Origin of the sequence: Flavobacterium sp. NG2 (assembly GCF_034119845.1) — a bacterium.
Lineage (GTDB): Bacteria > Bacteroidota > Bacteroidia > Flavobacteriales > Flavobacteriaceae > Flavobacterium.
This window is the reverse complement of sequence record NZ_CP139420.1, coordinates 899,986-925,326: the sequence shown is the minus strand read 5'-3', so window position 1 is coordinate 925,326 and position 25,341 is coordinate 899,986. Positions and strand designations below refer to the sequence as shown.

24 protein-coding genes are annotated in these 25,341 nt (G+C 30.7%); 10 read left to right on the top strand and 14 right to left on the bottom strand.

The window, feature by feature from the left end; genetic code table 11:
• Positions 1-16: 16 nt before the first annotated feature.
• Both SLW70_RS03845 and SLW70_RS03840 read left to right on the top strand, forming a co-directional pair.
• On the top strand, positions 17-559 hold the full coding sequence (locus SLW70_RS03845) for an RNA polymerase sigma factor (protein ID WP_320890690.1): 543 nt from the start codon (positions 17-19) through the stop codon (positions 557-559).
• Complete coding sequence (locus tag SLW70_RS03840; RefSeq protein ID WP_320890689.1) at positions 556-1,938, top strand: hypothetical protein; 1,383 nt, start codon at positions 556-558, stop codon at positions 1,936-1,938. The genes SLW70_RS03845 and SLW70_RS03840 overlap by 4 nt, the downstream gene beginning before the upstream one ends.
• Here SLW70_RS03840 and SLW70_RS03835 read toward each other — a convergent pair.
• Complete coding sequence (locus SLW70_RS03835; RefSeq protein WP_320891743.1) at positions 1,889-2,674, bottom strand: lysophospholipid acyltransferase family protein; 786 nt, start codon at positions 2,672-2,674, stop codon at positions 1,889-1,891. The genes SLW70_RS03840 and SLW70_RS03835 overlap by 50 nt on opposite strands.
• Positions 2,675-2,937: 263 nt before the next feature.
• Between SLW70_RS03835 and trpS the strand changes: the two genes are divergently transcribed.
• Positions 2,938-3,912 carry a tryptophan--tRNA ligase gene (trpS, locus tag SLW70_RS03830; protein WP_320890688.1) on the top strand — a complete coding sequence of 325 codons (975 nt, stop codon included), beginning with the start codon at positions 2,938-2,940 and terminating at the stop codon, positions 3,910-3,912.
• 54 nt (positions 3,913-3,966) lie between these two features.
• Here the strand turns inward: trpS and SLW70_RS03825 are convergent, their stop codons facing one another.
• Together SLW70_RS03825 and SLW70_RS03820 are read right to left on the bottom strand one after the other, a co-directional pair.
• On the bottom strand, positions 3,967-4,977 hold the full coding sequence (locus tag SLW70_RS03825; RefSeq protein ID WP_320890687.1) for a glycosyltransferase family 9 protein: 1,011 nt from the start codon (positions 4,975-4,977) through the stop codon (positions 3,967-3,969).
• A 42-nt stretch (positions 4,978-5,019) separates the two neighbouring features.
• Positions 5,020-5,625, bottom strand: coding sequence for a DUF4254 domain-containing protein (locus SLW70_RS03820; protein WP_320890686.1), 606 nt, complete (start codon positions 5,623-5,625; stop codon positions 5,020-5,022).
• Between the two features lie 284 nt (positions 5,626-5,909).
• Between SLW70_RS03820 and upp the strand changes: the two genes are divergently transcribed.
• Positions 5,910-6,563 (top strand): uracil phosphoribosyltransferase, encoded by a 654-nt coding sequence (gene upp / locus SLW70_RS03815; protein WP_320890685.1) that lies wholly within the window; start codon positions 5,910-5,912, stop codon positions 6,561-6,563.
• Here upp and SLW70_RS03810 read toward each other — a convergent pair.
• Positions 6,558-7,487 carry a DUF6427 family protein gene (locus SLW70_RS03810; RefSeq protein WP_320890684.1) on the bottom strand — a complete coding sequence of 310 codons (930 nt, stop codon included), beginning with the start codon at positions 7,485-7,487 and terminating at the stop codon, positions 6,558-6,560. The two genes, upp and SLW70_RS03810, sit on opposite strands and share 6 nt — an antisense overlap.
• A gap of 132 nt (positions 7,488-7,619) precedes the next feature.
• Here SLW70_RS03810 and SLW70_RS03805 point away from each other — a divergent pair, with 132 nt between their 5' ends.
• A complete protein-coding gene (locus SLW70_RS03805) occupies positions 7,620-7,850 on the top strand; it encodes a DUF6341 family protein (RefSeq protein WP_320890683.1) in 231 nt (76 codons plus the stop codon).
• Between the two features lie 88 nt (positions 7,851-7,938).
• On the opposite strand, the gene purD is transcribed toward SLW70_RS03805, so the two are convergent.
• Complete coding sequence (gene purD, locus SLW70_RS03800) at positions 7,939-9,213, bottom strand: phosphoribosylamine--glycine ligase (RefSeq protein WP_320890682.1); 1,275 nt, start codon at positions 9,211-9,213, stop codon at positions 7,939-7,941.
• A gap of 151 nt (positions 9,214-9,364) precedes the next feature.
• Between purD and SLW70_RS03795 the strand changes: the two genes are divergently transcribed.
• A complete protein-coding gene (locus SLW70_RS03795) occupies positions 9,365-10,684 on the top strand; it encodes a phenylacetate--CoA ligase family protein (RefSeq protein ID WP_320890681.1) in 1,320 nt (439 codons plus the stop codon).
• Here the strand turns inward: SLW70_RS03795 and SLW70_RS03790 are convergent.
• The 5 genes from SLW70_RS03790 to SLW70_RS03770 all read right to left on the bottom strand — a co-directional run bounded on the left by SLW70_RS03790 (position 10,659) and on the right by SLW70_RS03770 (position 16,257).
• Positions 10,659-11,438 carry a glycosyltransferase family 2 protein gene (locus tag SLW70_RS03790; RefSeq protein WP_320890680.1) on the bottom strand — a complete coding sequence of 260 codons (780 nt, stop codon included), beginning with the start codon at positions 11,436-11,438 and terminating at the stop codon, positions 10,659-10,661. The two genes, SLW70_RS03795 and SLW70_RS03790, sit on opposite strands and share 26 nt — an antisense overlap.
• Complete coding sequence (locus tag SLW70_RS03785; RefSeq protein ID WP_320890679.1) at positions 11,439-12,791, bottom strand: exopolysaccharide biosynthesis polyprenyl glycosylphosphotransferase; 1,353 nt, start codon at positions 12,789-12,791, stop codon at positions 11,439-11,441.
• Between the two features lie 135 nt (positions 12,792-12,926).
• Positions 12,927-13,910 carry a UDP-glucuronic acid decarboxylase family protein gene (locus SLW70_RS03780; protein ID WP_320890678.1) on the bottom strand — a complete coding sequence of 328 codons (984 nt, stop codon included), beginning with the start codon at positions 13,908-13,910 and terminating at the stop codon, positions 12,927-12,929.
• 59 nt (positions 13,911-13,969) lie between these two features.
• Entirely contained in the window at positions 13,970-15,094 is a 1,125-nt protein-coding gene (locus SLW70_RS03775; RefSeq protein WP_320890677.1) for a glycosyltransferase, read from the bottom strand.
• A gap of 77 nt (positions 15,095-15,171) precedes the next feature.
• Entirely contained in the window at positions 15,172-16,257 is a 1,086-nt protein-coding gene (locus tag SLW70_RS03770) for a glycosyltransferase family 1 protein (protein ID WP_320890676.1), read from the bottom strand.
• A 151-nt stretch (positions 16,258-16,408) separates the two neighbouring features.
• Here SLW70_RS03770 and SLW70_RS03765 point away from each other — a divergent pair, with 151 nt between their 5' ends.
• The 4 genes from SLW70_RS03765 to SLW70_RS03750 all read left to right on the top strand — a co-directional run bounded on the left by SLW70_RS03765 (position 16,409) and on the right by SLW70_RS03750 (position 20,040).
• Entirely contained in the window at positions 16,409-16,657 is a 249-nt protein-coding gene (locus SLW70_RS03765) for a hypothetical protein (RefSeq protein ID WP_320890675.1), read from the top strand.
• 44 nt (positions 16,658-16,701) lie between these two features.
• Entirely contained in the window at positions 16,702-17,940 is a 1,239-nt protein-coding gene (locus SLW70_RS03760) for an oligosaccharide flippase family protein (protein ID WP_320890674.1), read from the top strand.
• Positions 17,933-18,835 carry a hypothetical protein gene (locus SLW70_RS03755; protein ID WP_320890673.1) on the top strand — a complete coding sequence of 301 codons (903 nt, stop codon included), beginning with the start codon at positions 17,933-17,935 and terminating at the stop codon, positions 18,833-18,835. The genes SLW70_RS03760 and SLW70_RS03755 overlap by 8 nt, the downstream gene beginning before the upstream one ends.
• Positions 18,836-19,194: 359 nt before the next feature.
• On the top strand, positions 19,195-20,040 hold the full coding sequence (locus SLW70_RS03750) for an O-antigen ligase family protein (RefSeq protein WP_320890672.1): 846 nt from the start codon (positions 19,195-19,197) through the stop codon (positions 20,038-20,040).
• On the opposite strand, the gene SLW70_RS03745 is transcribed toward SLW70_RS03750, so the two are convergent.
• Genes SLW70_RS03745 through SLW70_RS03730 form a run of 4 tightly spaced genes read right to left on the bottom strand, consistent with a single transcriptional unit; the run spans position 19,978 to position 25,340 of the window.
• On the bottom strand, positions 19,978-21,174 hold the full coding sequence (locus SLW70_RS03745; RefSeq protein ID WP_320890671.1) for a hypothetical protein: 1,197 nt from the start codon (positions 21,172-21,174) through the stop codon (positions 19,978-19,980). The two genes, SLW70_RS03750 and SLW70_RS03745, sit on opposite strands and share 63 nt — an antisense overlap.
• Positions 21,175-21,186: 12 nt before the next feature.
• Positions 21,187-22,161: a hypothetical protein gene (locus SLW70_RS03740; RefSeq protein ID WP_320890670.1), complete on the bottom strand. Its 975-nt coding sequence runs from the start codon at positions 22,159-22,161 to the stop codon at positions 21,187-21,189.
• Positions 22,162-22,173: 12 nt separating this feature from the next.
• A complete protein-coding gene (locus tag SLW70_RS03735; RefSeq protein ID WP_320890669.1) occupies positions 22,174-23,853 on the bottom strand; it encodes a DUF6909 family protein in 1,680 nt (559 codons plus the stop codon).
• Positions 23,850-25,340 (bottom strand): GH3 auxin-responsive promoter family protein, encoded by a 1,491-nt coding sequence (locus tag SLW70_RS03730; RefSeq protein WP_320890668.1) that lies wholly within the window; start codon positions 25,338-25,340, stop codon positions 23,850-23,852. Before SLW70_RS03730 ends, SLW70_RS03735 begins: the two co-directional genes overlap by 4 nt.
• Between the last annotated feature and the right edge of the window lies 1 nt (position 25,341).

Here is a 25,341-nt window from a genome sequence, read left to right as displayed (position 1 = left end):
CCAATAGCTATTCTCTGTGGTATTAGAAGAACTCATTAGTAAATGTAAAAACAACAACCCCAAAGCGCAGGAACAATTGTATAGATTGTTTGCAAATAAGCTCTTTGGGGTTTGTTTGAAATACTCTAGTAATTATGCTGATGCTCAGGATAATTTACAAGATGGGTTTATAATCATATTTAAAAAAATAGAACAGTATAGCGGCAAAGGTTCCTTTGAAGGTTGGTGCAAAAGAATCATGATTAATAATGCCCTACAGAAGTTCAAAGGCATTCGCTATATGGAAGTCTTGAACGAATCCATTCCAGATGAAGTCGTAGAAATTGAAGACGAAACCGTTCCATTGGACTATTTGATGCAAATCATTCAAGAACTCCCACACCAATACCGAATCGTATTCAGCCTCTATGTATTAGATGGCTATTCCCATCAAGAAATTAGCGAAATGCTCTCTATTTCAACCGGAACAACCAAATCCAACCTACACAGAGCACGACTTATCCTAAAAGAGAAAATAGAAAAGAGAATTTCCAATCATCAAGAATCATCGGCAACATGAAAGAGAAAAAAAATATCGACCGATTGTTTCAAGAACAATTAAAAGACTTTGAGGCAACGCCAAACAGTCAAGTATGGCAGAATATTCAAGCTGAATTAAATCAAGAAAAGAAAAAAAGACGTTTACTTCCTTTCTGGCTAAAATATGCTGGTATTGCTGCCGCTTTGGTCTTAGGTGTTTTTATGCTAAAAACAGGGTTCCAAAAGGACTTAACACCAACAAATACTCCCATCGTTAAAGGTCAAGACTCTAATCAAAATCGAAGTATAGACAAAGACCCTTCTATAAAAAAGGAGGCTAAAATAATCCAAGAAGAAGCTTTGGTAACTAATGAAAACATTCCTTCAAAAAACGAAGCAAACCAAATCAATACTAATACAAAAAGAAATAAATACAACAGTACACAAAATAAATCTCCAAAAGAGAATACTGCCAACGAAAAAAACGATGTTGTAGCACAACAAAGAACGCTACTGGCTGAAAATAATTCAAAAACGACTAAAGACCTATTAGAAACAGTAGTAAAAAACAACACAGAATCAAAAGTTGTAGATGCTACTAACGCCAACGCAGATAAAAAAGAAGCCGCTACCAAAACAGTGGAAGAAAAGAATGAACTAGAGGAAATCTTAAAAACGAAAACAGAAAAGAAAACCGAATTGGCATCTATTTCCAAAAATAAATGGCAAATTACCCCAAACATCGCCCCTATTTACCTGAATACAAACTCAGGTGGTTCAGCTATTGACAATCAATTTTCGGATAATGAAAAAACAGCCGAAAAAAGCCTTAGTTATGGGCTTGGGATAAACTATGCTATTAATTCAAAAATTGCCATTCGAACTGGAATTAATAAAGTCGTTCTTGGATATAATACAACTGATATTACGTACTCACCAGGTTTAGCAACTAACAGTATAACTACTATTAACTATCTACCAAGCAATGCCGTTGAAATCAAAAATGAAGCGAGTTTTAATACTTTAAATTCAACCGAAAAAAGCATTCAAAACACCACTACAGGTTCCATCAATCAAACGATGGGGTATTATGAATTTCCATTAGAAATTTCATATTCTTTGTTGGACAAGAAATTTGGAATCAGTCTTATTGGTGGTTTTAGCACATTGTTTTTGGATGAAAATAAAATCTCATTAGTATCCTCTCAATCTAATGTGGAATTAGGAGAAGCAAACAATTTAAATAAAATTCACTTGAGTTCCAATTTTGGTGTAGGATTCAAATACCAACTGTTTCCTTCGATTCAATTTCATTTTGAACCTACCATAAAATACCAAATGAATACTTTTTCAAGCCAATCCAATAATTTTAAACCTGTCTTTCTTGGATTGTACTCGGGAGTAAGTTATCGCTTTTAGGATTGAATAGATTCAATTGATTCAAAATAACCTCTCTCGTTTCGTCTCTTAGGTTTTTTCTGTCCAAAGCAGTTTTTCCAATAGTTTCAATTGGTTTATGAACTTTGACACGCATCACACCCGGACTTCCGCTGAAGAAAGTATACGAAAAGCGTTTTTTATTATCAGCAAAAGTAATGGGAAGAATTGGGATTTGATGGTCTATCGCCAATCGGAAAGCGCCATCTTTAAAAGTATCCAAAATCATAGATTCATCACTTGGCACTCCCCCTTCAGGAAAAATGCATACGCTCAATCCCATATTCAATCTTTTTTGAGCTTTCTTGAAAACCTCGTTTTTGCTTTTCGAACAATTTCTATCTACTAAAATACAAGTGCGTTTGTAAAAAAATCCAAACAACGGAATTTTAGCTAACTCTTGCTTACCAACAAAAACAAAAGGATTTTTGATCACGGCCAACATCAACATAATATCGGTCATCGAAGTATGATTTGCCACAATCATATAACTTCTTTTCGGATCTATTTTTTGTTCTTTTTTAATTTTATAATAAAATCCCATTCCAAAAAGAATAAACTTAGCCCAAATACGAGCCATCTTGAAAAAATAGGGGTAGCTATTATACGAAATGATAGAAATAACCAAAAATGGAAACATTATCAATATAGGCACGGCCATTAGGATATAGAACCAAATGCGCCATAAAATCCAAAAAATAATCTTGATGATTTTCATAAGTTTCATAAGTTCAAAAATAAGGAAATACTAAACTATTATTGACAAAAAATATTAATTAAAATAATTCATGGATGATAGGATTTAAATAGTTTCTTTTTTTTGAACACAGATTATATAAATGAGAAAAAACCATAAAATCTCTTAGTTTTACTTTGTGCTTATCTTTGCGCCCTTTGCGGTTATAAAAACATTGCGGTTATTAAATTCCCCTTGACTATTGCAAAAAACTTTACGAACTTTGCGATTAAGAAAAACACACAATGGCAAAAATACTTACCGGAGTTCAAAGCACCGGAACACCACATTTAGGAAACTTACTAGGAGCAATTATTCCAGCGATAGCATTATCCAATAATCCCGAAAACGAATCTTTTCTTTTTATAGCCGACTTACATTCGATTACCCAAATAAAAAACGGCGAAACCTTAAGCAACAATACGTATAGCACTGCTGCTGCTTGGCTAGCTTGTGGACTAAATGTTGATAAAGTAACGTTTTACAGACAGTCTGACGTACCTCAAACAACCGAATTAACTTGGTATTTGAGTTGTTTTTTCCCTTTTCAAAGGTTGACTTTGGCACACTCTTTCAAAGACAAATCTGATAGATTAGACGATGTCAATGCTGGTTTATTTTCGTACCCAATGTTAATGGCTGCTGATATCTTAATATACGATGCCGAAATTGTTCCCGTTGGGAAAGATCAATTGCAACATCTTGAAATCACTCGCGATGTGGCTTCTCGTTTTAATCACCAAATGGGCGAAACCTTTGTGCTTCCTGAAGCCAAAATTCAAGAAAACAGCATGTTGATTCCAGGTACAAATGGAGGTAAAATGAGTAAATCTGCGAATAACATCATCAATATTTTCTTGGACGACAAAGCTTTACGCAAACAAATCATGAGTATCGAAACGGATAGTACACCTCTTGAAGAACCTAAAAATCCAGATACCTGTAATGCTTTTGCAATCTATTCTCTATTAGCTTCAGCTGAACAAATCGAAGCGATGAGAGCTAATTATCTGGGTGGAAATTATGGTTATGGTCATGCTAAACAAGCTTTGTATGAACTTATTTGCGAAACTTTTAAAACCGAAAGAGAAAAGTACAATTACTACATGAACAACCTTCCAGAAGTGGATGCCTTATTAAAAATTGGTGCTGATAAAGCGGGAATTGTCGCTTCAGGAGTATTGAGTAGAGTTAGAGAAAAATTAGGATTTAGCGCTTAAAAACATCCTTTAAAATATTAAAAGCACGAAGATAATTTTTCTATCGTGCTTTTTTTATGGCTCTAAGTTGTCTTCTATTTTCGCTACCACATCCGATACTGAAATCGTTCGCATGGCGTCTTCATAACCAGGCACGATTTTATTACCATAAACTGATGTAGGCAATAAGGGATATTGTTTTCTATCAGCAGTCAAAGCATTTGATAGTGGTTGATTAAAAGGCATAAATCCCGCATACGGATGGGTTGCTCCCCAAAGCGTAACCACCTTCACTCCTAGCATGGCCGCAATATGTGCATTTCCTGAATCCATAGAAAGCATTACATCAAGATTACTCATGAGTTCTAGTTCCTGTTTGAATTTAATTTTACCCGCCATATTAATGACATTCGATTTACCTGCCGCAAAAGCATCTAAAATTTCGATTTCTTTTTTCCCTCCACCAAAAAGCAGAATTGTATAATTCGACTTTTTAGAAAGTTCCGTAATTACCTCTTGCATCAAGTCTTGAGGATAGACTTTAGCACCATATTGAGCAAATGGAGCGATTCCAATCAGTTTTTCAGGATTACCCACCATTGCATTTAAATCATCGCTTAAAACGGCTTTTTTAGGGAATTCAGGTTGAGTTAAATCAATTGAGAATCCTAATTGAGCAAAAACGGTACAATGATTTTCAAACATAGTGGGTAAAGGTTCAAAAATCTTATTTTCAGCTCTGGTCAACGCTTTCTTGCCTTCGCGTCCTTTATCAACAGCTGCAACTTTTTTTCCGCTTAAAGCAAATAAAGTGCGAACCACCTTAGAACGCAACACATTATGCAAGTCGGCAAAAGCATCAATATCTTGTTTTTTTAGTTCGTTAAACAAACGAACCAAGCCTAAAAAACCTTTGTGCTTCACTTTTTCATCAAAAGCAAAAAAAGAAACATTGGGAATATCTTCAAAAAAAGGCTGAAAAAAAGGTCTGGAAACCACTGTGATTTTTACCTCTGGATACTGTTTTACAAAAGCTCGTAAAACAGGAACCGTCATGGCGACATCTCCCATTGCGGATAGTCTCATGACGGCTATATGTTCTATTTTATTTGGCAAACTAAAAGCCAATTATTTCTTCCCTTGGTACAAAACTGGATTCAATTCATCATCATTGTACATTTTCATTTGCTTGTACACTTTCATGAATTTATCACCGTTTTCAATATCCGTCAACAAATCATCAATCGCTGTTGACAAATCTGTTCTTTGTTCTAGTAATATATTCAATTTCGCCTGACATTTATCTCTGTGATCTTGCGAAGCCTCAGCACGAGTTGCTTCTTCTGTCATATGATAAATTTTCAACGCCAGAATAGACAAACGGTCAAAAGCCCAAGCAGGACTTTCTGAGTTTATTTTTGCCTCATCTTTCACCACTACTTTGCTATATTTTTGCAAAAAGTAGCTGTCAATATATTCCACCATATCGGTACGCTCTTGGTTTGAAGCATCAATTCTTCTCTTCAAAGTCAAAGCCGCTACTGGGTCAATATTTGGGTCGCGAATGATATCTTCAAAATGCCATTGCACCGTATCAATCCAGTTTTTTAAATAAAGCAAATGCTCGAATTGCTCCTTTGGATAAGGATTATTGATAGGCTGATCTACATTATCAAACTGATGATAATCTTTAATACTTTGTTCGAAAACAGAATAGGCTAATTTTGAAAACATATCTTTAGTTTTAAGTGTAGCAAAGATACTTTTTATACTTTTATAAAAAAATTACATTTCAACTTTCTATAACAACCCTTCAAACAGAAGGTTATTAGGAATAAAATGAAGTTTTTGGGCCTAATCCAGCCATTCGCTTTAGCCCTTGTTCAAAATGCTTTTTTTACTAGGTCGTGGCAGGAGCTTCCTCTGGTCGCTCTGCCTCTCCCGTAAAAAATAGCCTTTTTCACGCGGGGCTGCCGCTACTGTCTAGGGCAAAACACGAACCAACAAATAATACCTCAATGCAAATCCATCATATATCCGAAAAAAATAGCGTCCTCAACCACTTCTTAGGACAAATACGCCATCTTGCTATCCAACAAGACCGAATGCGTTTTCGTCGAAACATAGAACGCATAGGTGAAATTATGGCTTACGAAATCAGTCAAGAATTAACCTATCAACCTATTGCTGTGCAAACACCACTGGGAATCAAAGAAACTACTGAAATTGCAAATCCCATTGTAATCTGTTCCATCCTAAGAGCAGGCTTGCCCATGCATCAAGGTTTTTTAAATTATTTTGATCAAGCCGAGAATGGGTTTATCTCTGCCTACAGACATCATCCCAATGATGATGATTATTTCGATATCAAAGTCGAATATCAAGCCATAGGAAACTATGACAACAGTACTTTAATTTTAGTTGACCCCATGCTTGCCACCGGACAATCCATTGTTGCTGTTTTTAACAAACTCATAGAAAAAGGAAACCCAAAAGAAATTCATCTAGCCGTAATCATTGCCGCTCCCGAAGGTATTGCGCATCTTGAAGAGCATCTTCCTGAAAATTGCCATCTTTGGATAGCCTCCATTGACGAAAAACTAAACGAACATAGCTACATTATTCCAGGACTAGGCGATGCAGGTGATTTGGCTTACGGAAATAAATTATAACTGAGAGAAAAAAGCAAACAAGCTACACAATATAAAGACTCCTAAAACGAGTTCTTGTTTTAATTTTAATTGTGGCAATTCAATATGATTTGTTGCCATAATTGATAAAGGCGCTATCGTAAAAACTAGTAAATCATTACTCTTATTTGGCGAAACAATAAAAACCAAGGCACCTATAAAGAAAGAGGCTATAATCGTTTTATAAGTATCTTGTATAACTACTGGCTTGCTTGAAACTGTCGCAATCATAGACACAACAAAAAACAGTGCAATGGTTGCATAAATAGACAACGCAGCATTTTGATAATTATTAGTAAAATAATTAATTTCAGTTGTTACCACTCTCCCTTTATCCACAGTTTCAATAATACTAAAATCAAATAGTATTGAAGCTATCACACCTATGATTCCCACAGTAAACAAAGCAATAAATGGCAATACCCAATTTCGATAATCTCTTGCGACATGAAATATTATAGAAATAAATACTAAGGCTAAATATAATATGCACCAGAATTGAAATAAGGAAGCTACTAATATCCATAGCGAAGCATCAAATATTTTTTCTTTGGAAGCCTTTAACGAATGAAGTGAAATTAGTCGTCTTAATGCCAAAAGCACAAAAAAATTGGCTACAATTAAATTGTAATCATTGAATAATGATGGAAAGAATATTAAAAATAAAAGATAAAATAATATTGTAAAACTACTGTCTTTTGAAAGTCCGTTTTTCTTTGATATAAAATTGGTCATAAAAACAGAACCAATAATCAATACCAATAATCCTGCTTTTTCCAGTATAGAAGCAACCGAATCTAACCAGGTTGAATCTTGAAAATGATAGACAAAAAAGAAAACTAGTATTAAAATTAGTACTAAGATGAAATTTAATAGTGTAGATTTTTTAAAAACACTTGTAATCATAAGGATATTTTATACTTTTGTGACTGTAAATATACTATTTGTTTAAAAAGGAAGGCTTCAAGTTGAAAAGATTCTTTTAAAAAACGGATTTACAGACGATTAAATTATAAAAAACAACATAATTTTTACGATATGAAAGCATTTTTCGAAGGAATTCAATACCTATTTGTTAATATTTTATTTGCTCCTTTAGATTTTTTACGTTCACTTGAACTTAAAACTTGGTTTGTAGCAAACACTATTAACTGGATATTTATGATTATTTGTACCGCTGCAATGGTATACTGGATCAAACAATTAAGAATTTTTGATGAAGCTGGAACAGAAAATCAAGATACTACAGCACATTCATTCTTGAAATAATATATCAAGATTACTATTGGTAATAATAGTTCTTGAATTTAAAAAATCCTCAATCATAAATAATTAGATTGAGGATTTTTTTATGGGGTTACAATAAGTCGTTCCCTATATCTTTTCTGAAATTCATCTTATCAAAATGAATTTTTTCGATGTTTTTATACGATTTGGCTAAAGCCTCTGGGAAAGTAGCTCCATAAGAAGTAATGGCCATGACACGTCCACCGTTAGTCACTACATCATTCCCTTCTAATTTTGTTCCTGCATGGAATACAATCGAATCTGTGATAGTATCAAATCCAGTCATCACTTTTCCTTTTTCAAAATCTTCAGGGTAACCACCAGAGACTAACATCACTGTTGTAGCACTTCTTTCATCCACTTCAAGTGAAATTTGGTCTAACTTTTCATTGGATACAGCCAAAAATAACTCTACTAAATCGGTTTTCAATCTTGGAATTACCACTTCGGTTTCTGGGTCACCCATTCTAACATTGTATTCAATTACGATAGGTTCGTTGTTAACATTGATCAAACCAATGAAAACAAACCCTTTGTATTCGATTCCATCTTTCTGGAAACCTTCGATAGTAGGTTTTACGATTCGTGTTTCAATTTTTTCCATCAACACAGCATCAACATAAGGTACTGGAGAAACGGCTCCCATACCACCTGTATTCAATCCTGTATCGCCTTCACCAATACGTTTGTAATCTTTGGCAGTAGGTAAGATTTTATAACTTTTTCCGTCTGTAAGTACAAAACAGCTTAATTCTATTCCATCCAAGAATTCTTCGATAACCACTTTTGAACTAGCGGCACCAAATTTTTGACCTACAAGCATGTTTCTCAACTCCTCTTGTGCTTCGGCCAAATCTTGAATAATTAAAACGCCTTTTCCTGCTGCTAATCCATCCGCTTTTAAAACAAAAGGTGGTTTTAAAGTCGAAAGGAACGCACATCCTTCCTCTACTGTTTCAGCTGTAAAACTATCGTAAGCAGCCGTTGGTATGTTGTGTTTTACTAAAAATTCTTTAGCAAACTCTTTACTTCCTTCTAATTGAGCACCAATTTTTGACGGTCCAATCACTGGAATATGTGCCAACTGGTCATCATTTTTGAAAAAATCAAAAACCCCTTTAACCAAAGGATCTTCTGGTCCTACAACAACCATGTCTATTTTTTTATCTAGAACTAAAGATTTAATAGCGTCAAAATCAGTTGGGCTAATAGCCACATTTGTTGCAATAGAAGCAGTTCCTGCATTTCCTGGTGCTACATATAGCGTATCACAAAGTGGACTTTGAATCATTTTCCATGCAAATGCATGTTCTCTTCCTCCTGAGCCTAATAGTAAAATAGTCATCTGTTGTATTTTTATAGATTATTTCATTTTTTAAATGATGGTGCAAAAATAATTGGTTTTGAATGGAAATTAGAATTAATTTTAAAAAATTATCATTTACGCACTATTTACTAGATAGTTTAGTACTATTTTTGATGAAACAAATGTCCTAATGTTTTCACTTTTTGATTTATCGCTTCGACTCAATCGCTTTCCTATAAAGAAAGCCAAAGCTGATTTGGAAAAAATTGTTAACCTTTCTGAAAGAGAAAAAACTGTTTTTATTGAAAATCAAAAAAAAACAATTGTTGATTTCCATCTAAAGAATAACCCTTTTTACAAAAAACTGGCAGGTGCATCAACAGCTGAAAACTGGGAAACGCTTCCTGTTTTGAACAAGAAAAACCTTCAACAGCCATTAAAAAATAGACTCTCTAAAAACTATTCAGTAAATGCAATTTATTTGAATAAAACCTCAGGATCTAGTGGGACTCCTTTTATTTTTGCCAAAGATAAATATTGCCATGCCTTGACTTGGGCTTCAAATTTCATGCGTTTTGGATGGTATGACATTAACCTTAACACCTCCTATCAAGCCCGTTTTTATGGTATTCCAAAAGATTTCTTAGGTCATAGTAAAGAACGTTTCAAAGATTTTTTGAGTCGTCGTTATCGTTTTTCTGTTTTTAATTTGTCTGATGAAGTTTTAAATGAATTTTTAACCAAATTTAAAACCAAAAAATTTGATTATATCAATGGATACACAAGTTCCATAGTTTTATTTGCTAAATTTTTACAAAAGAAAAATATTATTCTAAAGGATCTTTGTCCTAGTTTAAAAGTTTGCATGGTAACTTCTGAGATGCTGTTTGAAGAAGATAAAATACTATTAGAAAAACAGCTAGGCATTCCGATTGTAAATGAATATGGAGCATCAGAATTAGATTTAATTGCTTTTCAAAACACCAATGGTGAATGGCAAATCAACTCTGAAACACTCTTTATTGAAATTTTAGATGAGAACAATAAGGTTTTACCCTATGGTTCTGAAGGTCGTATTGTAATTACATCTTTGTTTAATAAAGCCCATCCTTTCATTCGATATGATATTGGTGATATCGGGATTTTAGATGAAAAAAGTACATTAGAAAAACCAATCCTTAAAAAATTAATAGGGAGAACTAATGATGTGGCGCTCTTACCTAGTGGAAAAAAATCACCGGGTTTGATTTTTTACTATGTTACCAAGAGTATTATTGAAGATGATGGTAATGTAAAAGAATTTACCATAACTCAAACTCAAACAGATAGTTTTGATGTTAATTATATTAGCGACTATCCCTTAAGTCAACCCCAGGTTGAGAAAATACAAGCGGCAATTATTTCCTATTTGGAACCCAATTTGAAATTTAATTTTATTCGGAAAACGTCCTTAAAAAGAAATAAAAGAGGAAAATTAAAGCAATTTACTTCTGAATTGGCAACTGCTTAATATAAAATGGTTTTATTACTAATTGCGTAAATAAAAACACCGACATACAACCAAGGGCCAAAAACCAATTGAATCCGTGATATTGTTTATAAACAGCAAAATTATGTTTGACCAAATCAAATTTGGAAGCCGAAATCGAATTTTGTCTTACTCGATAATAAGCCAAACTTTCAGGCAAGGCTTGTGCTTTTTTAATTTTTTTTAAAATTGTAAGCCAATGCATCCAATCTTGACGTTTTCTAATGGACGAAATAGGAATTTTACCAAAAAATTGTGTGTCATAAATCCCTGTTAGATTGCCTACATAATTACAGAAAAACAATTGTCTATAGGTCATATTTTGAGGCGGATTCACCCTTTTCAGTAAGGAATTGCCCTCTTCATCTATACAATCATAGGAAGAAAATGTAAAAGGGATTCTTTTTTGAACCAAAAAATCAAGTTGTTTTTGGAGTTTTTCAGGCAGCCATAAATCATCTGCATCTAAAAATGCTATATAACGTCCTTTAGCATACGATAACGCCTTATTTCGAGCTACTCCAGTGCCAGAATTAGCCTCCAATTGATGCAAATGTATTCTAGAGTCTGTATTAATGATTTTGTTAATTATTTCAACTGTACTGTCTGTTGATGCATCATCGACTAAGATAATTTCCCAATTAGTAAAAGTTTGGTTTTGAACAGACTCAATTGCCTCTGTAATAAATTTTTCAGAATTGAATGTTGGAATTATTATAGAAACTAAATTGCTCATTTAATATGCTTTTTCGTCTCCACTTATTATATTAACTACTGTTTGGAAAATAATTTTTAAATCCAAAAATAAAGACCAATTTTCAATATAATATATATCAAATTTTACTCTATTGATTATGTCTTCATCTTTTTCAACCTCTCCTCTATACCCCTTAGTTTGTGCTAAGCCAGTAATTCCTGGTACTATAAAATGACGAACCATAAATTTATCGATTCGTTCAGCATACATATTAGAATGACTAACCATATGAGGTCTTGGCCCTACAACAGACATATCTCCTAGTAAAACATTGAAAAATTGTGGTAATTCATCAATACTTGTCTTGCGAATAAATTTCCCTACTTTAGTTATTCTAGGATCATTTTTAGAAACCTGATTGATATCAGCAGTTTTATTAATTTTCATAGATCGAAATTTGTAACAAACAAACTCTTCATTATTCAATCCTTTTCTTATTTGTTTAAAAAAGATAGGTCCTTTACTTTCCATTTTAATCCAAAAAGCAATTATTGGAATTAACCAAGACATTATTCCAACTATAATGAATAATGAAAAAACAATATCAAAAATACGCTTCCCAATTTTATTTATTGGATCGTCTAATGAAATAACTCTTTGGGGTATTACAGGAATCGTATCATAATACTCGAAATTTGCATTTAATGATAAGAGTCTTTTTTCATCTGGAATAAACTTCAATGTTTTTAAATTATTATCAGCAAAATAAATAAATTCATTAATTTCCTTAGTCGTTAAATCTACTAAAGAACAATAAATTTCATCGATTCGATTATCGTTTACAAATAGAAAAAACTCTTTTAATTTTTCAGATTTATTAGAATCTAGATTAAAAATTTTTACTAATTCATAACCATAATCTGGATTATCCTCAAAAAAATGCTGTAAAGGTTCAATATTCTTTTGTCTTCCTATCAATAATACTCTCCTAAAATTGCCTTTAAATAAAAGACGAAACTTTCTTAAAAAGAAATAAATAAATAATTTAAAAATGAGTATTAATGTAATAGAGGAAATTGAAAAAAACAATACTCTATTAAAGCTTAAATCTTGAGTATAATAAAAAGCTAACGCTAAGCAACTTACTGTAAATAAAAAAGCTTGTTTTAATGCGCAATTCAGAATAGAAATTACTTTTGTATACCTATAAACCTCATAAAAACCTAATTGTAAAGCTATTACAAACCATGACAAAGTCATGAAGAAGGCATAGAAATTTTCAAAAATAGGAATACCTGAAATGTATGCTGATAAAACATTGATGGTAATCAAGTCTAATAAGCATGAAAAAGGTCGTATGTAACCTGAATATCTTCCAGTTTTAGTTTTCAATTATAACGGTTTTTTCAAAAAAAATTATTTGAATAGCAACTAAAAAACTCAAAGAAAAAAGGAAAGTGTATTTTTCTGATCATAGACATTTAAATAAATTAACAAATAATTATGTTAAACGAGCTTTTGACGATATTATTTTATATAATCTGAAAAATCTTTGTGTTCTTCCTTTAATAATTCTTCTTTGGGTAAAGCTTTGAAATATTCGTAGGTGATTTTCATTCCTTCGGCTCTATTAACCTTGGCTTCCCAGCCTAATAATTCTTTGGCTTTTGAAGTGTCCGGTTGACGTTGTAAAGGATCGTTTATTGGTAAGGGGTGATATACAATTTTTTGATTGGTACCTGTTAATTTAATAATCTCCTCAGCAAAATCTTTAATTGTAATTTCATCTGGGTTTCCAATGTTTACAGGATATACATAATCAGAATGTAGCAATCTAAAAATACCTTCGACCTGGTCATCAACATAACAAAAAGAACGTGTTTGCATACCGTCACCAAAAATAGTTAAATCTTCTCCTCTAAGTGCTTGACCAATAAAGGCAGGAATTACACGTCCATCATTGAGGCGCATTCTAGGCCCGTAAGTATTGAAAATTCGAACGATTCGTGTTTCTACACCATGAAAAGTATGATACGCCATAGTAATAGATTCTTGAAAACGTTTGGCTTCATCATATACACCTCTTGGTCCTATGGTGTTTACATTACCATAGTATTCCTCTGTTTGAGGATGAACTAATGGATCTCCATAAATTTCTGAAGTTGAAGCAATCAAAATTCTGGCTTTTTTCACACGAGCTAATCCGAGAAGATTATGTGTTCCTAACGAACCTACTTTTAAAGTTTGAATAGGGATTTTCAAGTAATCAATTGGACTTGCCGGTGAAGCAAAATGTAAAATATAATCTAATTGTCCGGGAATATGAACAAACTTCGTGATATCATGATGATAGAATTCAAAATTCTCTAATTTGAATAAATGCTCAATGTTTTTAAGGTCACCTGTTATAAGATTATCCATCCCAATAACATTGTAGCCCTCTTTGATAAAACGATCGCATAAATGTGAACCTAAGAACCCAGCAGCTCCTGTTATAAGTATTCTTTTCATAATAGACTATATTGTATTGGGCAAATATAGCTTAAATGGGGTACGAAAAAAACTCTTTATTAAATATGATTTTTTAAATTAATATGTTCAATATATTTTTTTTCGATAAAACTTTTCATTTCCTTTTCAAATCTATCTTTAGAAAATTGAAGAGCATGTTCTCTAATGAATTTGTAATCAAAATTTATTTTTTGAAATTCAACTACTGCTTCCCTAATCATTTTCGAGGCTTGTTCATTAAAAAAAACACCTGTTTTTCCTTCAATAACTGTTTCTAATGTACCTCCTTTTTTTAAAGCAATTACAGGGGTTCCACAAGATTGCGCTTCAACAGGGATAATACCAAAATCTTCTTCAGCAGCAAATACAAAACATTTGGCATTTTGTAAATATGACTTTAATTTAAAATTATCAACATAGCCTAAAAATTCAATATTACTTTTGGCCATCTTTTGAAGCTTAAAAAATTCAGGGCCATCCCCTGCCACAACTAATTTTAATTCTGGCAATTCATTAAAGGCTTGAATAATTAATTCGGTTTTTTTATAAGAAACTAAACGAGAAGCCGTAAAAAAATAGTCTTCTTTTTGTTCTTTAAAACTAAAAAAGTCAACATCTACAGGTGGATAAATAACGGTAGACTCCCGGTTATAAATGTTTTTTATTCTTTGGGCTATGAATTTAGAATTTGCAATAAAATGATTTACACGACCTACATTTTGTAAGTCCCATATTCGCATTTTTTTTAAAACATATTTAGCATATTTCCCTTTTAACCCTTTATTAAATCCAGAATCTTGTAAATATTGATTTTGCAAGTCCCAAGCATAACGCATAGGTGAATGACAATAACAAATATGCAATTGGTCAGAATTTGTCATTACACCTTTTGCAATAGAAGAAGAAGAGCTTAATACTAAATCATAAGCTGTTAAATCGAATTGTTCAATCGCTAAAGGAAACAATTGTAGAAATTTACGGTGATTTTTATTAGCTGTTGGAAGTTTTTGAATAAAACTAGTGGTTACTTTTTTACCTTGGAGAATATATTCTCGATCCTCTTTTGACAAAAAATCAATTAATGCAAAGTGATCAAAGTCATTCCATACATTGTTTAGAGAATGAATAACCTTCTCTGCTCCTCCATTTACATAATACCAATCACTTATTAATGCTTTTTTCATTTACAATTTATTGTAGAAATTTTGGGTAATTTAAAAACGTTTTTTAAGGAAACAAACTTACTGAACCACATAAAAAATCATTTTATATTTTCAAATCCAAATTTATGATTACTAATAGAGTTTAACCAAGTGTATTTTTTTAACTGAACATCCCTGAACTTACTCATTCTAATTTTAAAATCCTCTGAATTCAAACAATTTACCATTTTTTCAGCTAATTCAGTAGGATTATTTGGGTCAAAATATACAACTGACTCTCCCCCTACTTCTTTCAAACTTGCCGCATTGGAACTAACCACTAATGTATTTGCAGCTAAAGCTTCTAATACTGGCAATCCAAAACCTTCATACAAAGAAGGAAAAACAAATAAAGCAGCTTGTTGGTAATATTTTGGTAAATTTAAATCATCAACATAACCCGTAAAAACAATATGTTTTTCTAACTTATTTGTAATAATAAATTCATCAATTTGTTTGTCTTTAGTTATAAATCCTTCTTTTTGTCCGACAATAAGTATTTTATATTTTAATTTAAACTCTTCAGATAGAGAATTATATGCCTTTAATAAAACAATTAAGTTTTTATGTGGTTTAATATTTCCTACATATAAAATATAATCTTCAAAATCTTTAAAACCGTCCTCAATTGTCTTTTTTTGATAAAAAGAAGCGTCAACTCCACAATAAACTACTTTTATTTTTTTAGGATTGACTTTTGTATGTTTAATTATTTCACTTTTTGAAAATTGGGATACTGTAAAAATAATACTTGAATTATTCACTGCTTTTTTTAATAGTAAAAAAGCATATACCTTCTTAATTCTTGAAATCGGAGAAACTCCAACTAAATGGTTTACATCATGGATAGTTACAATTTTTTTTTTGGCTCTAGTTCCCAATAAGGGTACATTAAAATGGGGACTCCAAAAAAAATCGCATTTAGGAATTATAAAGGGATATAATAATTGTTCTTCCAATGAATAAATTTTAGCATTAAATTCAATTATTTCAACTTTTTTAGACCATTCAAATTTTTTTAATTCATTACTGTTACCCAATACGATAACTTGTTTAAAACAACCTAAAATCCCTGGGATAACGTTTTTTAAGTAAGTTCCTATTCCTGATGCATTAATTAAGCGTAAATCAATAACTATTTTCATGATATAAATAAAATACTTTTAATAAGTTAAAACAAGTAAAAATAAACAATAAAATCTCTTTTAATTAAAAGAAATAATTCATTGATATCTTAAATATTAGTTTTATAATTTCATATTTAAAAAAAAAGTACTTTTGAAAAAAATTTTAGATATGAAAAATATAAGTTTTATAATTATTATTTCGCTTTTTGTAATTTCTTGTCAAGAACCTCAACAAAAATCTGTTGAAAAAGATCATAAAGGAAAATACCAAATGACAGTTCTTCAAAGAACTGACACAGGTGAAGTTTGTTTATTTGTTCTAGACACAGAAACAGGAAGTGTTACAATGAGAAATGATAAATCAGGTTCGTGGACACCTCAAGGTAGCCCAGAAGATGCTATTGATAAATCACTTTAAAAAAAACTTGGCTCCAAAATAATGGAGCCTTTATTTTAATTAGTTTGGTTAAAAACGTCTTTCTAAGCTTCGGCATTAATTTTATAAATTTTCTATTTCCTGTAATTTTAATTCCATATTATATTAATATTTTTGGAATTACTAATTATGGACTAATTGCTATTTCTCTATCATTAATAAATTATATTTCAGTAATAAATGACTATTCTTGGAGCGTTTTAGGACCAGTTCAAATAGGTAAATTAGCATCTGATTCAAATGCTATTAGTAAATACATTTCAACTGTTATAAATACAAAATTTATATTAACAATACCTTCCTTTATTTTACTCTTTGGATTTGTTCATTTATACCATGACATAAAAGACAATACAATACTGTTTCTTTCTCTTTTTGCAATGCTTTTTTCTCGAACTCAAAATGCACATTGGATATTTATTGGTCTAAATAAAGTCTCGGTATACTTTATCATTAATACTATTTTTAAAGTTGGTGCTATTGCTACAATATTTCTATTCATTAAAACTAAAGATTCTTTTAAAATTTTATTTTTTATACTAGGGTTATTTGATAGTTTAATCTTTCTTGTTTCCTATGTTTATTTATATTTAAAGGAAAATTACCGATATACCTATACCTCTATTCATTTAATTCATTGTGAAATAAAGAATGGTTTCAAAATGTTTTTAACCAATCTTACGGTCTGCAGTATTTTAAATTCAGGAACTCTTATTTTAGGTTTGTTTTTTGAATCAAAAATTATTGGAATGTATAGTGTTGCAGAAAAGATAATTATGCTAAGTAAGCATTGTATTGGTGTATTATTTCAAGGTGTTTTTCCTAAAGTTTGCAAAATAAGTATTTCAAATGTACGAGAATTAAATAAAAACCTCTTATTAATATTTAAGTCTTATTTTGTTATATTCTCCTTTGGAACATTGATAATGATTATTTTTTCGGAACAAATTATTTCTATTTTAAGCAGTGTAAATATTTCCGAATCTAGTAGATATTTGATTCTTCTTTCACCAATTCCACTAATATCAGCTTTAAATCAATCTGCATACATTACCTTGGTACTTCATGAAAAGAAAAATATATATTTTTTTGGGTATTTTATTGGTTTAATTATTAATATTACCCTTTCATTCATATTATCTTATTTCTATGAAGTAGAAGGTATAATTACGACTCTTATTATAACTGAGTTGTTTATTACTATATTTCTAAATTACTATGTTTATCAAGATAAAAATTTAAATTTCTTCCTCAAAAATGATTAAAGTTGGTTTATTAGTTTCTTATGATTTCAAGTATTTATATAAATCTATTCCTTTAATATACGACAATTCTGATATTATCGTTCTTGCTGTTGATAAAGATAGACTAACTTGGAGTGGTAATCCTTTAGTTATAGATCCAGCTTTTTTTGAATGGATTAAAAAAATTGATGTTTGTAATAAAATTAAAATTTACGAAGATACTTTCTTTATACCCGAAAACTCTCCATCTGAAAACGACACTAGAGAACGAAACTTGCTAGCAAAAGCTATGGGAGAGGGCGGCTGGCATATTCAAATTGATAGTGATGAATATTTTAATGACTTTAAAGGTTTTGTAACTTTTTTGAAAAATAACAATTCCTATTTAAAAAACCCTGCCAAAAATCCTATAGAAATTCACGTACAATGGATTACCTTATTTAAAAAAGTAGATAATGGCTTTTTATATATCAAAGATTCATATGATGCCATTGAAGTGGCTACAAATTACCCAAAGTACAAGTACATGAGGGCAACTAGACATCCAAAAAAAATAATTACAAAATTTATTCTTCTTCACCAATCTTGGGCACGTGATGAAAACGAAATCTTTACCAAAATCACGAACTGGTCTCATCGAGATGATACTGATAATAAAGCTTTTTATGAGTTTTGGAAAAATATAAATTTAACCAACTATTCTAAAATAAAAAATTTCCATGAAAGTAATCCTCCAAAGTGGAAATCATTAGAATTTGTAGCTGAAAACGAGATTGATTCGCTAAAAATAGATATTAATGATTTTGATTTATTCAAACTAAAATTAAAAAAATATCTAATCCAATTTATGCGAGAAAACTTTTCTCCCTCGCTTCAAAATAAAATAAAAAAATTGTTTATAAAAATGACCAAATAATGGAAGGGATTAATACTAAAAAAATAGCTGTAAATTCTTTATATCTTTTGGCTTTCTCATCAATATTATATTCGTTTGAAGCTATACAATCTATTATAATAGCTATTACAAGTCTATCTTTAGTTTTATTATACAATCCCAAACATTTATTCTTTACGAAGGAGAAGTTGCCATTAGTAATTTCTTTTATCCTAATATTAGGTTTTAATCTTGTTTTTTATAACTCTAAAAGTATTAAGTTAATCACAAATGGTTTAATTTTATTTATAATACCGTTATTCAGCTGTTTTTTATATCAATCAGAACTGTTTATTAGAAATAAACAACGAATATTACTGACTTACAGTATTTGTATTAGTTTGATAACCACGTATATAATTCTATTTTATATAAAAGACATTCCTAATCATCATTTTGATTGGTATTTAGTACGATTTAATTTAGAACAACAAATTAAAATACATGGTACTTATATCAGTTTATGGATTTCGATAGCTTTCCTTTTTATTACTGATTATATTATACACTTAAAAAAGATAAAATTAAAATATGGTTTAATCATTTTACAACTTACATCATTAATGAGTTTAATTATTGTTAATAGTAGAATGATACTATTCTCTACAATTTTATTAAGCTTTTTACAAATTTATTTTTATTTCCATAAAAAAATAAAAACGTACAAACTAATAATACCATTACTACTAACAACAATACTAATATCATTATTTTCAAATCGTTACAAAGACGACATACTTTTTTTATATAAAAACTCAATAAAAGATTCTTCTCGTTATACGATTTGTTATTGCTCCATAGAAACCATTAAAAAGTCACATTATTTAGGTTTAAACAATGAAACTATTCAGGAAAAACTTAATGATTGTTATGATAAATATGGGTTTAAGGAGCTTTCAAAAGAGAATATTAATTCACATAATCAATACCTAGATTTTTTTTTAAAAGGAGGGTTGGTTTTATTTATTTCGTTCCTTTCAATATTATTAATCAAATTATATAAATCATTCAAAACAAAAAACTTTTTATATTTCTTGATTACCTTATTATTTACTTTCTCTTTCCTAACCGAAAATATTTTAGTACGTCAATATGGTATTTATATTTATCTGTTTTGTGATATTCTATTTCTGGGTTCTATTTTGGGAAATAAAAGCCATTGTTGCGATAAAATAGAAAAAAGCTAATGTTGGTATCAATAACATACAACCGTCGCTTAAACACACAAATAAATAGATAATAACACCTAGTATATAAACATAAGTATTATTTCGTGTTTGGAAAAATAAATAAATAGGTGTAAAAAAAGAAAAACAAAAAAGGAACAATCCAACTATACCAAACTGTCTAAAAATAGATAAATATACAATCTCATCAATAATAGTATAAGCACTATTACCTAACAACGATATTTCATTAAATTTCCTAATTTGAATTATCCTACCTCCAAAATTTGGATCAAGTATAAATCCTCCTAAAGAACCATATTGAAAATATCTTGTCATCAATAAAGATCCTAATATGAGTAATAATATCCCGATTGAAAAATAAATTTTAACTAATTGAAAAAGTCTATTTCTGTACTGTATTAAAAAATAAAATATTAAACCAATCCAAACGGTACGGGATAAAGTCAAAAACAAAGCCAAAATAACAATTACAATTTTAATTCTTGATTTAGTGTTTTTATAAAAAACAGGAAAAAGCATCAACAAACAAACTCCAAAAATATTACCATTGTTATAAGTCGAAATTAATTTACTTACTGAACCTCTTTGATTAAATTTTGATCTTGATAATTCCCCTAAATCTCCAGCATTTACAGTAAAATAAGGGATTTCATAAAAACTTCCCGTAAGCTGTTTAAATATGAATAAAAAAATTCCATAAGCTGCCACTATTAAAACACCGTTTGCAAGTAGTTTTTCAATGTATTTACTGTCTATTTTAGCCAAAAAATAACCAATAACTAAATAAAATAAAAAGGGCAAAAAAACGAAACTAATATAAAACGCAATCAGATTCCCTAAAGAACCATTATATCCAAAAATTAATAAATGTACCGTAAAAAAAAGAACAAATGGTAAAGTAGCCAAATAACACATATAATGACTGCTATTGATACTAAAATTATATTTGTTAATTAGAATGAAAATAGCTAAAAAAAAGACAATTCCTAGATATAAATATCCCCAAGTAATAGGTACACCCGCTAATTTAAATCCACCCTTTGGAATTAAAACTAATAGAAAAAAACCAATGAAAAATAAAATTTCTCTTAGTCTAACATTGTTCAATTTAAGGTGTAAAATATTTTTCATCAATTATTAAACTTATCTTAATAATTCCTTTTGTTTAATATAGAAACGTTTAACAGAAATTCCTAAAATAAACAGTACAAGAAATAATAACGGTACAACTATTTTGAATTTACCCTCAAAATTATTATTATATATGATGTTTGTGGTAATTGAACTTTCTTTTACTATTTTATTATCACTAATTAATTCTATATTAAGATTCCCAATCTCCTTGAGTAAGGTTTCTTTAGTTTTAATAATTTCATTCAATTGTAAATCCTCATTATAGAATACTAAATTAGATTTAACTTTTTGGTTTTTTGAATTAGAAAAATTATCAATTATTCCATCTATTTGAAGAACCATTTTTTGATTTTCTTTTATCTTCTGCTTGATATTATTGATTTTTGAAACCTTAATTTCTTCATAAAAATCACTTGTATTCAAAAACTTAAGTATGGATTCTATTATTTTTTGATCTTTTAGTTCCGTAGTTGTTGTTAATCTAATAATATAAAAAGGATAATTTTTGTTTGTGGTTGATTCTTTAACAATTGATTTTAAATCACCGTTATTCGTAATTAATTTTAAAACTTCTAAATTTTGTTCATTGTTATTAACAAATTTAAATACATCAACAATTGGTTCTACAGTTATCTTCTCTAGCCCTGAATTTTTTAGTTTTTCTTGTTCTTCAAAAAAAGAAAAATCTTTTGACTGAATTCTAGATTGAATTAAATCAATTTTTGAATATAAATAATCTACACTTCCAAAATTTGGTTTCACTATTAACTGATGGTTATAGGTTTTCTTGTTAATATCCAAATACATCCCTATCCCAAACCCTAAAAGGATTAAAATAAATAGTATAATGGCATTTTTTATAAAAAACTGAATAGCCCTAAAAATTGAAGCATTGATATTATCAAAAAAACGTCCTATTTTTTTTGAAATTTGTACTAAATCAATTTCTTGATCTTCAGTATTCTGAGGTACATTTGTATTCATATAATTCCTATTTTACTTTATGTTGAATATTTGTTCTAAAATCTTAATTGTAATCAAATAAGTTGGCTTAACGCCTGTCGTACCTAGTCCTCCTGAAGCAAGTGTACTTCCGGTTTCTAAAGGATTATCTGAAGCATAATAAGCATAACGCACCTTAACATCCTTTGGTATACTCTTCCTAATTTTTGAAGCCGATTGAATAGCCTTTTGATAATGTGAACCTTCCATTTCTAAACCAATTACTCCCCAGGTAGAATCATGAAAAAACTTCAATAAATCCTTGTTTTGCAAGGAAGTTCCCAAAACTGTAATCATAGGTCCTGAAAATACACGAATACCATTACCCTCAAACATATCTACTGTTAACTCATTTTCAAAAAAATAATTATCAGCTGTTCCTTCATTGATATGAGCATTAGGAATCATAATATCTCCTTTTCCTCCTTCTAGGATTCCAGCTTTGCCCATAATCGAAACTGATTCTACTTGAAGTAATATATCCTTCTTATATGGCTTTAAAAGTTCATCAATGGTCTCATAGGCTTGTTCTCCAAAAGCATAATCCATCACAATCAATACGGGTTTTTTATCCCCAAAATTTGCATTAGGAAAGGAAGTTAATGTCCAATCAATCTTGGCTGTATCAAAAATTTGAACATCTATATTCGTTCTTGAAGTATCCGGTAAGCTAATCATGCCGTTATTCAAAGCATATGCTTCAACTATGCTTCGAAGTTCTTGGGCATCAGATTTGCTCAACTCCTCATAAATAGAAATTTCAGGCATTCCATTTACCTTCGATTTTAAAGCTGTCTTTGCAAAAATTGAATTCATTACAGAGTGCATATTGGCACTAATAACATGAATGGGTCTATCCAAGAGCTCATTTTCTTTTAAAACCTCCTTTATTTGAGTTGCCCAAATATCACCGTGAATGTGATGGCCCAATCGCTCTCTCAAGATTGGACTAAAAGTGATGGTTCTTTTATTGTTTTCGCTAACTTCTTCAATAGCTAATTTTCCTAGCCAATAAACAATGTGCAAAAAGCGATCTGGTGCTTCATCGGTCCCAAAAGCATCATAAATATCGGAGATATCTTCAAAAGTTCGACCCAAAATATTAGCTGTATGAGATATCGTTTTTTCTCTTTCGATTAAACTCAATTTCTTTTTTTGAAAAACCGCTTTTTCAAGTTTTGCCCAATCGCTCGATACTTCACCACCTTCTTCCATTAACACTCGTCTTCTAATTTTATGTGATTCGATAAAAATAAAAGTGAGATGTGTCAAAATATCATAAATGTCAGAGCGACCTCTAGTAATTTCGATATGCATTAAATCATCATCGATACGATAACAATTTCTTCTACGTTTGGGTGGAATAATGGCTTTGAAATGTGATTTTCCATAGCCTTCATGAGAGGTCAAATTGATAAATCGGCATTCTTCAATTCCTAATGGCAAACGCTCTATGACATATAAAAGTCCTTTGAGTTCTGCTTTTTCATCAGCAATATGGCCATATATTTCAGGACGTAACGCAAGCAAAGCCTCTCTTAAACTGTCTCCCGAAATCCCCATAGGTTTGTAAAACCCTCTATTAAATAAATGACGCATCGTGATATACAATTTTTCAATTGCAGCCGAAGACTCTTGAGCACGGGTAATCATTAAATTTTTAGTTTCTTTCATTTTATAGTAGGTAATAAATCAACAATTTTTCTATCATTGGCTAATCTAGGGACTTTATTTTGTCCTCCTAATTTCCCTATTGATTTCATATACTCTTGAAAGCCGTTTGTAGCTACTTTGGTAATAACCACCTTTTGCAAAATATTGCCCACAATCAAATCATCATAATAGATGTTTTGTTTTCGCATGGCATTATCAATCGCTTCCGCAAAAGCTTTACTATCTGTGGGTTCTTTTTCAAATTCGATAAACCATTCGTGATACGGCAATCCACTTTCGGGGTTAATTTGTGGCGCCACTGTAAATTCATTCACACGAATATCCGTTCCTTCCATCGCTTCTTGCAAAGCACTTTCTACTTCCTTACCAATGACATGCTCACCAAAAGCTGAAATATAATGCTTAATACGTCCGGAAACTATTACTCGATATGGTTTTAAAGAAGTAAATTGAACGGTATCTCCAATATTGTATCCCCAAAGTCCCGCATTGGTTGAAATAATAAGTACATAATTAACACCTAATTCTACTTCACCTATGGTATACCTTCTTGGTTTATCCGAATAAAATTCGTCACTTTTTATAAATTCATAGAAAATTCCAGAATTCAAAAGCAACAACATTCCTTTTTCGGTCTGAGAATCTTGGTAAGCAAAGAAACCTTCCGAAGCTGGAAAAAGTTCGATACTAGGTACTTTTCGACCAATTAAATTTTCAAATTTGGCACGATATGGTTCGTAATTCACACCCCCATAAATAAATAAATTGAAGTTCTTGAAAATCTCTCCTACGGGCTTCCCTCCTTTTTGTTGTAAACGCTCAAAATACATTTGAACCCAAGACGGAATTCCTGAAATAACCGTCATATTTTGATTGTAGGTTTCCTCGACAATCGCATCAATTTTAGCTTCCCAATCTTCCATACAATTGGTTTCCCATGATGGCATTCGGTTTTTTTGAAGGTATTTTGGAACAAAATGCGCTACAATTCCTGAAAGTCTTCCAAATTGGATTCCGTTTTTTTCTTCTAAAATTGGACTTCCTTGTAGGAAAATCATTTTTCCAGAAACAAAATCAGCTTTGCCTGTTTCATGGATATAATGTAAAATCGCATCGCGAGCTGCTTCGATATGATAGGGCATAGATTCCTTAGTCAGCGGAATATATTTCGCTCCCGAAGTCGTACCTGAAGTTTTGGCAAAATAAAGAGGTTTCCCTTTCCAAAGAATATCAGATTCTCCCTTGACAACTTTTTCTATATAGTTTTTTAGCCCTTCATAGTCCCTAACAGGAACTTGATTAGCAAAATCTTCGTAATTTTTTATTTGGTCAAAATGGTGGTCAATACCAAATTCAGTTTTTCTAGCCGTTTTGATCAAATCCTCAAAAACTGCTTGTTGAGTAGCAATAGGATTAGTAGTCCAAGATTGGGTCTTTTTAAATACTCTTTTAGCAAATAATTGAGCAGCTACTGATTTTATTGACATT